General features: G+C 54.5%; 14 protein-coding genes and 1 riboswitch. Of the genes, 1 reads left to right on the top strand and 13 read right to left on the bottom strand.

Going from position 1 to position 14,487, the window contains the following annotated elements; translation table 11 throughout:
- Positions 1-17 precede the first annotated feature (17 nt).
- The 13 genes from PKO01S_RS00835 to cobJ form a co-directional block, all read right to left on the bottom strand.
- On the bottom strand, positions 18-1,577 hold the full coding sequence (locus PKO01S_RS00835) for a cobyric acid synthase (RefSeq protein WP_127529379.1): 1,560 nt from the start codon (positions 1,575-1,577) through the stop codon (positions 18-20).
- A gap of 85 nt (positions 1,578-1,662) precedes the next feature.
- On the bottom strand, positions 1,663-2,220 hold the full coding sequence (locus tag PKO01S_RS00840) for a nitroreductase family protein (RefSeq protein WP_127529380.1): 558 nt from the start codon (positions 2,218-2,220) through the stop codon (positions 1,663-1,665).
- 39 nt (positions 2,221-2,259) lie between these two features.
- Complete coding sequence (locus PKO01S_RS00845; protein ID WP_127529381.1) at positions 2,260-2,817, bottom strand: cob(I)yrinic acid a,c-diamide adenosyltransferase; 558 nt, start codon at positions 2,815-2,817, stop codon at positions 2,260-2,262.
- Entirely contained in the window at positions 2,804-4,228 is a 1,425-nt protein-coding gene (locus PKO01S_RS00850) for a cobyrinate a,c-diamide synthase (protein WP_127529382.1), read from the bottom strand. The genes PKO01S_RS00845 and PKO01S_RS00850 overlap by 14 nt, the downstream gene beginning before the upstream one ends.
- Positions 4,228-5,346, bottom strand: a complete 1,119-nt coding sequence (locus PKO01S_RS00855; RefSeq protein ID WP_127529383.1) for a cobalt-precorrin 5A hydrolase — start codon at positions 5,344-5,346, stop codon at positions 4,228-4,230. Before PKO01S_RS00855 ends, PKO01S_RS00850 begins: the two co-directional genes overlap by 1 nt.
- A complete protein-coding gene (gene cobM / locus PKO01S_RS00860; RefSeq protein WP_127529384.1) occupies positions 5,339-6,133 on the bottom strand; it encodes a precorrin-4 C(11)-methyltransferase in 795 nt (264 codons plus the stop codon). The genes PKO01S_RS00855 and cobM overlap by 8 nt, the downstream gene beginning before the upstream one ends.
- Complete coding sequence (cobI, locus tag PKO01S_RS00865) at positions 6,130-6,852, bottom strand: precorrin-2 C(20)-methyltransferase (protein ID WP_127529385.1); 723 nt, start codon at positions 6,850-6,852, stop codon at positions 6,130-6,132. Before cobI ends, cobM begins: the two co-directional genes overlap by 4 nt.
- Entirely contained in the window at positions 6,849-8,111 is a 1,263-nt protein-coding gene (cbiE, locus tag PKO01S_RS00870; protein WP_127529386.1) for a precorrin-6y C5,15-methyltransferase (decarboxylating) subunit CbiE, read from the bottom strand. Before cbiE ends, cobI begins: the two co-directional genes overlap by 4 nt.
- Entirely contained in the window at positions 8,104-9,222 is a 1,119-nt protein-coding gene (locus PKO01S_RS00875) for a cobalt-precorrin-5B (C(1))-methyltransferase (protein ID WP_127529387.1), read from the bottom strand. The genes cbiE and PKO01S_RS00875 overlap by 8 nt, the downstream gene beginning before the upstream one ends.
- Before the next feature lie 22 nt (positions 9,223-9,244).
- A complete protein-coding gene (locus PKO01S_RS00880; RefSeq protein WP_127529388.1) occupies positions 9,245-9,895 on the bottom strand; it encodes a precorrin-8X methylmutase in 651 nt (216 codons plus the stop codon).
- 23 nt (positions 9,896-9,918) lie between these two features.
- A complete protein-coding gene (cobK, locus tag PKO01S_RS00885) occupies positions 9,919-10,686 on the bottom strand; it encodes a precorrin-6A reductase (protein ID WP_127529389.1) in 768 nt (255 codons plus the stop codon).
- Positions 10,683-11,693: a sirohydrochlorin chelatase gene (locus tag PKO01S_RS00890; protein ID WP_127529390.1), complete on the bottom strand. Its 1,011-nt coding sequence runs from the start codon at positions 11,691-11,693 to the stop codon at positions 10,683-10,685. The genes cobK and PKO01S_RS00890 overlap by 4 nt, the downstream gene beginning before the upstream one ends.
- Before the next feature lie 18 nt (positions 11,694-11,711).
- Complete coding sequence (gene cobJ, locus PKO01S_RS00895; RefSeq protein ID WP_127529391.1) at positions 11,712-13,409, bottom strand: precorrin-3B C(17)-methyltransferase; 1,698 nt, start codon at positions 13,407-13,409, stop codon at positions 11,712-11,714.
- A 190-nt stretch (positions 13,410-13,599) separates the two neighbouring features.
- A riboswitch (cobalamin riboswitch) is annotated at positions 13,600-13,789 on the bottom strand.
- A gap of 344 nt (positions 13,790-14,133) precedes the next feature.
- Here cobJ and PKO01S_RS00900 point away from each other — a divergent pair.
- On the top strand, positions 14,134-14,445 hold the full coding sequence (locus PKO01S_RS00900; RefSeq protein WP_127529392.1) for a hypothetical protein: 312 nt from the start codon (positions 14,134-14,136) through the stop codon (positions 14,443-14,445).
- Positions 14,446-14,487 lie beyond the last annotated feature (42 nt).

Raw genomic sequence — 14,487 nt, forward strand, 5'->3', positions numbered from 1 at the left:
CCTCCTAGACTTCTAGATCAATCAGATGGTGGATGAAAGTTCCGTTCGGACTCCATACTCCGCCTTTCAATTCCTATAATCTCGTAGAGCCTTTCCATATTCAGATAAGCCCTAACGTGGTCTGCCAGCTTATCAAACGCTTCAGCTTGTTGCGCACTAAACGGCAAAACCGTATGGATCGGCTGCAGTCCTTTACTAACGCGGACGGTATCCAGCCAGCTTCTACGAAATTCATCATTATGAAAAATGCCGTGCACGTACGTCCCCCATATCCGTCCGTCGTCCGTAACGGCGCCGTCTTCGCGATCACCTAATAAGAACAAGGAATGGACCGGTTCGAGTTTCTTCGTCTGCCCCATATGAATCTCATAGCCTGACACAGGGGTTCCCTTAAACGTTGACCAGCTTTGATGTTCGCACTGCACAATACCGGTGACTCTCTCCGTTCGTTTATCGGCATAAAACGTCGTCTCCAGCGGAAGATACCCAAGTCCGGTCGACTCCCCGCGTTCAGACTCCACCTGTAACGGATCATTCAGCTTGCGGCCGAGCATCTGATACCCGCCGCATATGCCGACGAGCCTGCTGCCGTGTGCGACCAGCTGTTCAATCGCTTCCGTCATGCCATTCTCCTGCAAGAAGGCCAGATCGTCGAGCGTATTCTTCGAACCCGGCAATATGATAATGTCAGGCTTCTGAAGCTGATCTGCGCTTTCTGCGTAGCGAAGCGAGACATCCGGCTCGGCAGACAGCGGATCAAAGTCAGTGAAGTTGGATATGCGCGGGAGTCGAATAACGACTACATCTAAGTCTTTGTCGTCGGCCTCAACAGGATTGTGCGGCCGTTCCAGCACGACCGAATCTTCCGCTTCAATGTTAAGCTTGGGCATATGCGGGATGACTCCAAGAACTGGAATGCCAGTGCGCTGCTCCAGCCAATCGAGACCGGACTGAAGCAGACTGATGTCGCCGCGGAACTTGTTGATAATAAAGCCTTTGACCCGGTTTCGTTCATGCTCTTCGAGAAGCTCCAATGTACCGACGATGGATGCAAAGACTCCGCCCCGGTCAATATCGGCGACGAGAATGACTGGAGCATCCGCCCATCCGGCTACGCGCATATTGACGATATCCCGGTCTTTGAGGTTGATCTCGGCGGGACTGCCTGCCCCTTCAATCGCGACGATATCGAATTGCGCGCGGAGCCGTTCGAGTGCATCCTTCACGATGTCAGCAGCCAGGGGCAAATACTCTTCGCGATACCGCCTAGCGCTCATCTCTTGGTGCGGCCTGCCATGCACGACGATTTGAGCAGTCATATCCCGAGTCGGCTTGATTAGGATGGGGTTCATGTCGGTCGTAGCGGGAATGCCGCAAGCTTCCGCCTGCACCCCTTGCGCTCGGCCGATCTCTTTGCCGTCCAGTGTGACATAGGAATTAAGAGCCATATTTTGCGATTTGTAAGGCGCAACCTTCCACCCGTCTTGGAGCAAAATGCGGCACAAAGCCGTTGTCAGCACGCTTTTTCCTACGTCGGAGGAAGTTCCTTGAATCATAATCGTCTTTGCCCGCTGCAAATGTGTCCCTCCTCAGCCGTTTCACTTGACAACTAACCTATTTGGATCATGGTTTCGCAGAGAGACGCAGACCCTGCCGCCAATGCTAGAGCCATGTTGTTTTCTGTGCAAAGGGGGTTCTAGCCGTCGGCGGAGTTGCCTCAGCCGGGTAACCGACGAATACGGTTCCGATTATTTTCCGGTTATCCGGCGAACCGATAAAAGCGTGCAAACGTTGATCCCGAACGAGACCGACTCCGCGCGTTCTCCAGACGAGGCCAAGATCAAGCTCCTGGGCGGCAAGCCACATCGAATGAATCGCACAGGCAGCGGCGTACTCGTTATCTTCGGATGATGCTTCATCGCCTGGAATGATATCGGCGGTAACGACGATCATCAGAGTCGTCGATTCAAGGACACGGAGGGATTCCTTAATCAAGTTCGGCTTCGTAGGGAAGCGCTCTTGCAGATAGTCGGCAGCCATTTGTTCGTACCGCAATTTAGAATCGCCGCGAATGACATAAAAGTGCCATGGCTCACGCATGCGGTCGTTCGGCGCCCAAGTAGCGGCTTCAAGCAATTGGGCGATATGTTCCTCTTCAATTTCACGTGGTTCGTAGCTGCGGACTGCTCGGCGTTGTTTTAAAGCATCTATCATTGTCATGTGTACTCACCCATTCTTTAATCAAACTTACTCTACCAGCTAGTATTCAAGTCCCAACACGGCAGGAACGCCTTCGTTGTAATAATGCTTAATCGGCTGAATCTCGGATACGAGGTCAGCTTTAGCGATTATTTCCGGTTTGGCCCCGCGCCCCGTTAACACAAGATGGAGGTGCGCTGGTCTCGATTCGATCAATTCGATAACTTCCTGCAGTGGAAGAACGTCCGCGATCGGAAACCGTTCAATCCCGAGAGCGTTATGGATCTCATCGAGAATGACGACATCCCAGTCGCCGTTCATCGTCTCTTCCTTCGCAATCGTCCAAGCTTTCTGCAGCGCCTCGCGGTGCTCCTCGGGCGTTCGGGTCCACGTAAAGCCGACACCAAGTTGCCGCACCTCGATGCCGATCCGGTTGAGCGTAATCTGCTCTCCATATGTACGCTGCGGCGATTTGATAAACTGCAGGATCAGCACTTTATAGCCCCGGCCTGCCGCTCGTACCGCCAGTCCTAGCGATGCCGTTGTTTTTCCTTTGCCGTCTCCGGTGTAAACCAGCGTATACCCTTTGCGTGATGCTCTTCTGTCAGACGATCCCATCGGTCACCTTCCTTATTTCATGGTAAGCCGCACATTGCGCGATGAACCGGCGAGCAACTCCAATGTTAGAGGCGAAATGGACATGTGTGTACCCCGCAGTGATGGAGGGTGTACCATAGCCATCCTTGCCTGATCCCCGCAGCCCTTTCGTCTCATACGCATGAGGGTAATCCTCAAGATCAGCCGTCAGGGTGGAGTAATGGAATTCGTGTCCGCGAATCGTCTCTCCTTCGGCCAGCAGCAAGCTGTCGCGCATCCCTGTCACCTCGCGGTACCCGAGCGCTGCAAGTTTCGGCTGCATGCGCACTTCTGCCGGGATGAGTCCAGCCATTTCGTGCCTGATGCCGTTACGGTCCGTAATGGAGCGGGACAAATACATGTAGCCTCCGCACTCGGCGAATATAGGCAAGCTGGCTTCGGCTCTGGCCTTCAGGTCTCGTCCGACATGGCCTGCATCCGCAAGCGCCGAAGCGAACTCCTCCGGAAAGCCGCCCCCAATATACACGCCATCCGCATGTTCCGGGACGGGTTCTCCTGCAAGAGGGCTGAATGGATGAAGGTTCGCGCCAAGCCGCTCCAGCAGCTCGAGATTTTCCGGGTAGTAGAAGTTGAACGCCGCGTCTTTGGCGACTGCGATGACAGGCTGTATACCGCCGGGAGCGGCTGAGCTTGATTCATCTGGGAATAGGCGATGGTTCGGCCATTCGAGGTCTGGCGATTGGCCGGCAAGCGCAAGCACGGCGTTCAGATCGACGCCCTGCTCGATCAGATCAGCGGCGCGGCGGAACAGCGGTTCCAGCTCTCCCCGCTCGATGGCCGGCACAAGGCCGAGGTGCCGCTCTGGAACCGTCAGCTCTTCGTCGCGTCCAAGCCAGCCAAGAACCGGGATGCCGCACACTTGTTCGATCGCCGATTTCACGATCTTATAATGGCCGGCACTGCCGCATTTGTTGACGATGACACCGGCAATTCGTCCGTTTCCTGCGAGCTGCTGGAAGCCGAGTACGACGGCCGCGGCGCTGCGCGCCATACTTTGGGCGTTCACAACAAGCAGTACAGGACATTGCAGCAGAGCAGCAATCTCTGCCGTCGAACCTGTGTCTGACAACGGGTCTTTCCCGTCGAACATCCCCATGACGCCTTCAATAACCGACACATCCGCTCCCGCTGATCCTCGCATAAAGATCTCTTTCATCGTTTCATGCGGAAGCATCCATGTATCGAGGTTGCGGGACTGTCGGCCCGTGACCGCCGTATGGTAAGAGGGGTCGATGTAGTCCGGGCCGCATTTGAAGCCTTGAACCGTAAGGCCCCGGCGTTTCAGCGCCGCCATCAGCCCGATCGTGATCGTCGTCTTGCCCGCGCCGCTTCCTGTTCCAGCGATGACGAAGCGGGCTCTGCGCTCGTTCATTATTGCTTAACCTCCGATCGGGTGATCTGCTGCGTAAAGTGCACTCGGGCGACCGAGATCGTCACGTTACCGCTCTTTTTCTTCTCCAGCAGCCATCCCGATGCCCCGCTCGACAATAGCGCCGCCGGCTCGCTCACACCGTACGCGCCAGTATATTTGAACACCGTCTCGGACGGGTTCGCGAGAGCCACTTCGTTGAGCTGTCCCGGCGTATAGGTTTCAAGACGCCAACCATATTGATGACAGACGTCCAGCAAGCCCTGCTCATCTTTCTTCAGGTCGATTGTGGCCATGTTGCGGACGCTCTTCACGGATAACCGCATATCGGCAAGCGTGTCGGTAATGACACTCTCGATTTCGTCCGCAGCCGTTCCCCGGTTGCAGCCAATCCCTAGCACAAGCGACTTGGGCCGATACAACACCCCGTTGCGCAATAGATCCGCTTCTTCCTCCGAAGTGAGCAGCCTGTCTGTAATCACGAGCGCAGCATCGAATTTCGCCGCGATTGCTTCCTTAGCGTTCGAATAGACGCGGATATGATCGGGCAGCGGCTTCTCATACGTCCACCAGTTCGGTTCACCCGTCTCTTGGACTACGGCAATGCGCTCCTCGTTGACGACCGACGCGCTGACCGGCGTCGCATGTTCAAAGCTTTCGATCACCCAGCCTAAGCTGCGGCCGAACAGGTCGACGGGAATCGTTTGCTGCACGTCTGATGCGGTCGTGATGACCGGACGCGCGCCGAGAACCGCCGCCACTTCGCGGGTCAATTCGTTCGCCCCGCCCAAATGGCCGGACAAGACGCTGATGACATGCTCGCCCCGGTCATCGATGACGACGACGGCAGGATCTTTCTTCTTATCCTCCAGAATCGGAGCGATCATTCGAACGACCGCTCCAAGCGAAATGATAATGATGAGTCCGTTGTACTTCTTGAACAGATCCGGCAAAATCAGCTTCACTGAACCTTCGAACAACTGATAGCCCTTATCGGCTTCATCTCCACGGGCGAACTTGCTCATATAGTACAAGTCGGTACCGGGAAAACGTGCGGCAAGACCGCGCGCCTTCTCCACTCCATGCTTCGTAATCGCGACGGCGGCGAACGGATTACTCATTCGCTGCCACTCCTTTGCGGTAGCCGTGCGTGAATGTTTTGTCATACAGCTTGGAACGGTGATTGTCGTGGTCTGCCAAAGAAGGATCAAGCGCTTTGCCTGCCAAAATCATCGCGTGCATGCGGATGCCCGCCTGACGCAAATCCGCATCCAAATTTTGCAAAGTGGTACGCACGATCTTCTGGTCCGGCCATGTCGCACGCTGAACGACCGCCACCGGCGTATCCTCCGCCCAGCCGGCTTCAAGAAACTCTCTTACCACTTTCTTAGCAAGCGTAGCGCTTAGAAATAGAGCGACGGTACAATGATGAGACGCCAGATCGCGCAGCTTCTCCCGTTCCGGGACCGGTGTGCGGCCTTCTGCACGCGTCAGAATAACCGTCTGCGTCAAGTCCGGCACGGTCAATTCAGCACCGAGTGCCGCTGCCGCCGCGAACACGGAGCTGACGCCCGGCACGATTTCATAAGCGATGCCTTCCTGCTTCAGCAATACCATTTGTTCCAGAATCGCCCCGTACACCGAGGGGTCTCCGGTATGCATACGCGCAACCGACTTGCCCTCGCGCACGGCAGCGGCCATTACTTGAACCATCTGTTCGAGGTCCATGCCCGAGCTTTGCAATACCTCTGCATGCTCCCCTGCTTGGGCGATCAGTTCCTCGTTCACCAGCGAGTCGGTGTACAGCACCACGTCCGCCTGCTGCAAAATGCGCTGCCCTTTGACCGTAATCAAATCCGGATCTCCGGGCCCAGCGCCCACGATATAAACTTGCGGATTCAGCTTCATTTTCTCACCACCATCAACGTCAAATATTCCAGCTCCTGCCCTTTCAGCTCACGCACGTTGCGCCAAATGAGCTCTTGCGGAGACGTAACTTTCGTCACAACAGAGGCTTTGTCGACGAGGTGCAGTTCTTCTAGAATATCGATCATCATATCCAGAACCTTCGCCACCTTAATAAACACGACAGCTTCATGCTCTTCCATTACACGCTTCATTTCGCTGCGGTCACCGGTCGCGGGTACGATCGCCACTTGATCATCGCCGTCCGCAAGCGGTACATTCAGCCTTGCAGCCGCACCAAGTACCGACGAAATGCCCGGCACCGTAATGATCGGCACTTCCGGATGGAGCTTCTGCATGAGCCGTGCCATATGGATGAAGGTACTGTACAAGTTCGGATCGCCCTCGGTAACGAAAGCGATATCCCGGCCGGCCTGCAAGTGCTGCCAGATCAGCTCAGCCGTCTTGTTCCACTCCCGGTCAAGCGCAGCCTGGTCCTTCGTCATCGGGAATACGAGCCCCAGCATTTCCTTCTCCGACGTATTCACGTATAGCTCTACGATTTCAAGTGCATATGATTTGGCGCCCATCCGTTTTCTCGGGTAAGCGATAACGGGACATTCCTTCAGCATACGAAACGCTTTGACGGTAATCAGCTCCGGGTCTCCCGGGCCAACGCCTATCCCGTACAGCGTCCCAATTTTTATAGCGGTGGTCGTCATCCTTCGTTTCCTCCTTGCTCTTGCTTCTGTGCAGCTCCGTTCCCCCGGCATCCGGTAATGATATAGATCGGGTTGAGCCCTTCAAATCGAGTCATATCCAAAATCGGCTTGCTCCGCGAAATCTGGACGAGCGTGATATTCGTATCAAAGCCGGCCTCGCGCAGCGCCGATTGAGCTGCCGCCAGCGTTTCGATCGTAGCCGCATTCACGACGATTCTGCCGTCTTTCTTCAGCCTCGCGCAGCAAATCCGGATAAGCTCGCGCAGTTCGCCGCCGCTGCCGCCGATAAAGACCGCGTCCGGGTCGGGCAGGCCGTCTAGACCAGCCGGAGCCTTCGCGTGCAGCACGGTGATGTCGGCACGGAACTTACGGCTGTTATTTCGGATGTTTACAAGATCGCCTTCATTTTTCTCCAGCGCGAATACTTGTCCATGCGGTGCCAGCCTTGCGCATTCGACGGCGACGGAACCGGAGCCTGCGCCGATATCCCACACGGTGCTGTCAAGCCCCAGCTTCAGCTCTGCCAAGCTAAGAATGCGTACTTCTTTCTTCGTAATGAGCCCTTTGTCCGGCTTCCGCTGGTCGAATTCATGATCTTCGAAGCCGAAGCCGAAACGGGATGCTGGTGCATCCGTTCTGCGCCGCAGGATCACGACATTGAGCGGATCAAATGAGGCAGCCGCCATTTCCGTCAGCGTCCACCATCCGTACCGTTCATTATCGCCGCCAAGATTTTCCGCAACAAACGCATCGTATTCGTCCATGCCGAACTCAAGCAAGTAGTTGGCAATGGCGGAAGGACTGTTCATCTCGTCTGTCAGCAAGGCCACTTTTGATTTGCCGTCGATACGCTGCGCAAGTCCTTGGATCGGTCTCCCATGCACGCTCTCGAGAACAGCGTCCTGCCAACTGTCTCCCATCTTGGAGAAAGCGAGCTGCAACGAGCTCAGATGCGGGTGGATGCTCACGGCATTCACCCCGGCTTTCTTGGCTATGAACCCTGCAATTCCATAAAACAACGGGTCCCCTGAAGCCAGCACCGTAACGCGGTATTGCTCCCGCAGGCTTATCAGCCTTTCCACGGTTTGTGTGAGGCCGCCTTTCAGCACGATGCGTTCCTTGCCTGCTTCAGGAAATAGCGCCAAGTGGCGTTCCCCGCCGACCAACACGTCCGCGTTGTCGATTATTTGTTGGCATAGGGCGCTTAACCCTTGCGGACCGTCGTCTCCTACGCCGATAATTTGAATCCGGTTATCCAACTGCTTCCGACCTCCCCAGCACCTCACCTTTCATGGTGACGAGCACGGTTTCTACCGTAATGCCGCCGCCTACTTCCGCTAATGCGTGACGACAAGCGTATTCGCATAATTGATTAAAAAATTCGCCAATCCCTGCTTCGGACGCCAGATCACCGGCTTGCGATGCCGTATTCGCTTCTGCGATTGCTTGCTGAAGCTCTGGCTCAGCGCCTGCTTCGGCCGCTACTTTTGCCAAAAAAGCAAAGTCGACCGGAGCGCTCTTCGAATGCACCATCATGACGCCTTGCGCGACTTTGGAGAACTTGCCCATCATGCCGACAAGGCTGATCTTCGCCATACCGAGCCGCTTGGCATGCTTAAGGGAGAACCCGACGAAATCCCCCATCTGAACGAATGCTTCTTCGCTAAGTTCCGGGTTCATCTTGATCGCGTACTTTTCGCTGCTGCCCCCCGTCGTCAATACAACATGTTTGCAGCCAGAGGCCTTTGCTACTTGCAAAGCCTGGATGACACTCGCTTTGTAAGCGGCAGTCGAGAATGGAACCACGACGCCTCGCGTACCGAGAATTGAAATGCCGCCAAGGATGCCGAGGCGCGCATTCAATGTCTTCTTGGCGATTTCTTCGCCATCCGGTACCGAAATAACGATCCGAACGCCGCGGTCTTGAGCGATGCCGAACTCGCTCAAGACTTCCTCGGCTGCCCGTGTCAGCATCCTTCGCGGCACCGGATTGATCGCGGCTTCGCCGACCGGTACCGGCAGCCCCGGCTTGGTGACGCGTCCGACGCCGATACCGCCGTCCAGCTCGATTCCGCTGCCTTCCTTCCAAGTGACGGTGGCGATAATCTTGGCTTTATGCGTCGCATCCGGGTCGTCGCCGGCATCCTTGATCGTTGCGATCTGCGCCATATCCCGCGTGTAATCGGCTTCGATCAGCTCGAATGTATGGGCAAAGCCTGCCGGCAGCCACACTTCCGCAGCGTGGACCGATTGCTGGGTGATCAGCATCGTGAGCGCGCCTTTGGCAGCTGCGGTTGCACACGCTCCCGTCGTAAAGCCGTGTCTCATCGGTTGTGGTGAAGCTTGATCCTCCTGCTGCCGGTCGCTCACGATGATCTCCCCCTATGCTTGTCTAACCGCGTTTATCCGCCATAATGGACAAGGCGTTCAGCGCTGCCACAACGATCGTGCTTCCGCCCTTGCGTCCGATATTTGTAATAAAAGGAATATCGAGCTTGAGCAGCTCATCCTTTGATTCCGCCGCCGATACGAACCCTACCGGCATCCCGATGATCAAGCTAGGCTTGGCGTACCCTTCCTTCACGAGCCGTATCAGTTCGAGCAATGCGGTAGGCGCGTTGCCAATCGCGTAGATGCCGCCTTCGGATTCGCGAAGAGCCTTGCGCATCGATATGATCGCACGAGTCGTGTTCAGCCTCTTGGCTTCCTCTGTCACGTCAGGATCGGAGATGTACACCTTGACGTCGCCGCCGTACTTATAGATGCGCTCTTTGCTAACGCCGACCTGCACCATTTGAACGTCTGCAATGACGTTCTCACCTCGGCGAATGGCGTCAATTCCCGCGTTGATCGCATTGGGATGGAACACAAGGCTGCGCCCGAGCTCGAAATCGGCGGAAGCGTGTATAACCCGCTGTACGACAGGATATTGCTCCTCCGTGTACGGATGCTCGCCAAGCTCGTCGGTAATCATCTGAAAGCTCAAGCCTTCAATCTCTTGCGGTTGAATGGTCATCGGCTTAAAATCGGTTTTAAAATCCATTTGGTGGAAGACCCTCCCGTAAGTCAATCTATAATCGTTTGTAACTCATCCAGTACGCCTTCAAATTCGGTGAATACGGTACCGAACGCAAGTTCCGGTCTCGATATCAAGATGACGCCGATCCCCATGTTCAGTGCCGTTTCTACTTTCTCGTCAACGGCGCCGGTCGAACCGCTTTCCTTCGTGACCATTAAGGTCGTTCCGTACTGCCGGTAGAGTGCGACGTTCATCTCTCTGGAGAAGGGTCCTTGCATGGCGACAATATTTTTCTGTTCGATGCCGAGCTCCTCGCATTTCTCCATATTATCGCGGCGCGGCAGCATGCGGGCGACGATCCGGATGTCCGGATCGCCGGCCAAATGCCGGGCGAATATGTGCAATGTCTTGCTGCCCGTCGTCAGCATGACGGATCCTTTGCGGCGCTTCACTTCGAGCGCCGCCTCTTCATATCCCGGTACGACCGTCAGTCCGGGGTGGTTGTCATACAGGAGCGATGCCCGTTCGAAGCGGATGTAGGGGATGTTGGCGCGTTGCGCCGCCCGCATCGCATTGCGGTGGGCTTCCTCGGCGAATGGATGGCTCGCGTCGATGACAGCGGCATATTCGCCGGCCGTAAGCAGCTGTACCATTTCATCCTCGGTCAATCGTCCAACGCGAACCTCGAGGCCTTCATCCATTAAGCTCTTGGCGGCGCTTTCCGTAACGACCGATGTAAGGAGGCTGCAGCCGGATTGCTTAATGCGTACGGCTAGTTCTCTCGCATCGCTAGTCCCGCAAAGCATGAAGATCATTGCGTTTCCCCCTTGGTTGCGCAACCTTGACTATGCTCGTGCGAGCATCGTGGTACGTGCTCATGAATATGGTTATGATGGCCGTGTGAATGATCATGATGGTGATGATGATCATCGTGGTGATGGCCATGATCGTGATCGTGCGCATGGTGATGATGATCGTGCTCATGATCGTGGTGGTGATGATGTTCCAAATGAGCAGCGGCTTCCATCCGGTATTTGCACATGTCGCAATTCATGGCGGCGCGGCCCTCGAACGCCTCAGCAACCCGGTCCAGCAACAGCTCGGCTAGTTCAGGATGAAACCCGAAATAGTCAGCCAGTACAATCGAACGGTCCGGATGCGCATCCGCAAATTGTTCGACCATCTGCTCGATGCGTTTGATCAGAATTCCGGTAAAGAGGAAGTACGGCAGCACGTATATCTTTTTGGCCCCGAGCAACAAACACCGCTCCAACCCCTCCTCAAGCGAGGGCTCCGTTACGCCGATAAAGCAGCTTTCCGTCCATTTCACCGGAACCTGTTCCCAGAACAGACGCGCCATTTTATAGAAATCGCTGTTCGCATCCACATCGCTGCTTCCGCGGCCGAGTATGAGCACCGCCGTGTCCGGGTCCCGTTCTCCGCTAAGGCTATCCGCCAGATACCCCGTCTCGGTCAGCCGGGTTTTTAATATATTGATTACTTTCTGATGAACGCCAATCGGCCGTCCATACGCGAACTGAACGTGCGGATACTTTCTCTTCGCATGGTCGATCGCATCGGGAATATGTATTTTCGCATGTCCCGCTGCAAACAAGATAATAGGCACCAGAACGACGCGTGACGCTCCCTGCTCCACGCATTTAGCAATGCCTTGATCGATCGACGGCTTAGCAAATTCCAAGAAGCAAGTTTCAATGACATAACCCGGCGCAATCGCCCGTACCGTATCTGCAAATCGAAGCAGTTCCTCGTTTCCTTCTGGATCGCGGCTGCCGTGTCCAACGAGCAAGATGGTTTCCATATAATAAATTCCTCCTAGTTAATCTCCGCAAGCTGCGTCCACCGCAACCGGCTCGTGATGATCCTGATGCTCGAAGCCAGCGACTTTGCCGACCCGTTTGAAAAATTTATGAAAACGTTCGTTCGGATGTCCTTTTTCCGCGTATTCTTTAAAAATACGTTCAATAGCAGGCACGATATCGGAAGCAGAGATCCCTTCTGCTACCGGCTGCGCTGCATGGGCGTTCCGGCCGATCGTTTTGCCTCCGAGGAACAAATCGTAAGCTCCTCTGCGGAATACGATGCCGATATCCTCCAGGACGGCGCCGTAACAGGCCATGCCGCAGCCATTGATCCCGATTTTTAATTCCTTCGGAGTTTTCAGCCCGCCGATAACGCGGTTAAGCTGTTCGGCCACCGGGATCGCTTCGTCTTTCTCCAGATTGCAGAAATCGCATGCCTTAATCTGCGCGACATCGCCAATCGGGAACACGAGCAGTTGTGCCTTCTTCAACTGATCAACAACGCTGGACGGATCTTCGGTCTCGATGCGGACGATGATTTGATGATGAGGCGTATACTCGATCTCGCCCTTCTCGCCAACCAGCTCAGCGATCATAGTCATCTGTTGGGCGGTAAATTTTTTGTTCGCGATTCCAGGTGCAATACCGAGTTCGAAGATCGACAAGGTTGTCCGAACGGGGCTCGTTGCCTCAACTGCTGCTGACAAGCTCCCGCCGGAGAGGATCCCCTTCGCCGTTAGCAATTGAAGGGCTTCCAGTGCCAAAGATACCGAATGCTGCTCCGTTTTCATTGGCTCTGATGCAGCCGCCGAAGCCATTGCCGTGCTTTCCATCCGTACCGGCGGTTCCTCTTCGTCGTCGTCCCAGCCTTCTTCCTGGGCATTCAGCGACCATGGCTCTGCTTCTGTGCGCAGCCGCTCATGCGGCCGTAAAGCTTGTACCGTCGAATCGAGCGTATATTTGCGCTGATACCCGCGCGGCGTAATGATCAGCCCTTCATAGACAAACGTTGTCGAGTTTCCGATGATGACCGTTGTCAACATTCCGATATCGTGATCGAGCATCGAGCCGAGCGTCGTCAAGATCACCTGCTCCCGGTCTCGGTAGGCGCTTTTCACAAGTCCGACCGGCGTTTCAGGAGACCGGTATTTCAGCAAGATGCGTTGCGTCTCCACAATCTGCCTTGTTCTCCTGCCGCTGCGCGGATTGTATAACGCAATAATAAAATCGGCAGACGCTGCGGCTTCCACCCGCTTGGCAATTTGCTCCCACGGCGTTAGATGATCGCTCAGGCTAATCGTACAAGCATCGTGCATAACGGGTGCTCCCAGCAGCGAAGCGCATGAATTGATCGCGGATATGCCCGGAACGACTTCGACTTCAACGCCTGTCGACGGGTCCCATTGTCTCTCGATCAGCACCTCGTAGACGAGACCCGCCATGCCGTACACGCCGGAATCGCCGCTTGAGATGACGGCAACCTTTTTCCCCAATTCCGCTTGTCGTACCGCTTCCTGCGCACGGCTGACCTCTTCGGTCATGCCCGTCCGCACAATCTCTTGATCGGTTAATAGACCGCGAATGAGATCGACGTAAGTGTTATAGCCAATGATCACTTCGCTTTCCTCAATGGCTTCACGCGCCCGCTGCGTAATATGTTCGAAAGCTCCAGGACCAAAGCCGATGATGAGCAGTTTGCCTTTCCTAATAGTCATGTTGATCCTCCCTAGCAGTTGCTCTGCATGATATATGGGCAATAAAAAAAGCATCCCCCATTGGAGATGCCTGCGATTTAAGTTGGGATAAGAAAGCATACGGGAAGTCGAACGCAGCCGCGTCATGACACGACATGCTAAAAAGCCCGCAAGTTGCTGCCTTAACACCGTCCTATTACGCGTAGGGTCCATTGGTGTGTCAGAACAGGCAGGTCTCCTGACTTGCGGATCAAAGCTTATGCTCTGGCCTTCCCGTTTCAGATGCTGAAACAGTGGCGTTAGAGCAGCTCCCCGCTTACAGTGGCGCGACCGTACCGGATTTTCACCGGTTTCCCTATTATGCCGAATCTTCATTCGACACCTGTTCTCGATCTATCATTTTTAATCATAGTAGACTATAACATGCGAGGATAAATTCGTCCACCAATGTCTTATTCCAGATGAGCCCGCAACTGGAACTTATCGGTGGGTAATCTCCCTTCCAGGCACAGGATTCTTTATCCATATGCCCACGGGCTTTTACCTGTTTGTTCCATTGCCTATGTGGGTCGATGGTTATCCTCTAGTGGAGATCCAGTCAATCAGGGTTAGGTCTATGGTCATGAATGGATTGGGCTTTTTTTCCTAATCTTTTTTAATATCATTAACAAAGCCATTTGATCCCTATAATTTCCCACTTCCTTGCCGATAAACAATAGGTACAAGTATAGAGGAGGTCCTACGGATGGATATGGAAAATAAACCAAGCGAAGAAAGAAGCGTAGTCAAGGATAAGTTTGTCGTTACGGTTCAAACTCTTGATTATTATGGGATGCGAGTGGATCAACTTGAGTTGATGTTAGATAGAGGATTAGTAGCGAACGTAGGCGATTACATACAGCTGTTTAAGAAGAAATATGATGTGGATGCGGAACTCAAAAACGTTTCGCCATATATGGAATTTAAAATCGCTGATCCCAAGCCCAAAGGAATTCGACAAATTACGGTATTAAGAACAGCCAAAGACCTTACCTACCAACCGATTACCAAATTATAAGTTTAGGCTCCATATATCGTAGTGCAGGATCAAAATCGCAAC

The sequence above is a fragment of the Paenibacillus kobensis NBRC 15729 genome, from assembly GCF_004000825.1.
Classification (GTDB): domain Bacteria; phylum Bacillota; class Bacilli; order Paenibacillales; family Paenibacillaceae; genus Paenibacillus_T; species Paenibacillus_T kobensis.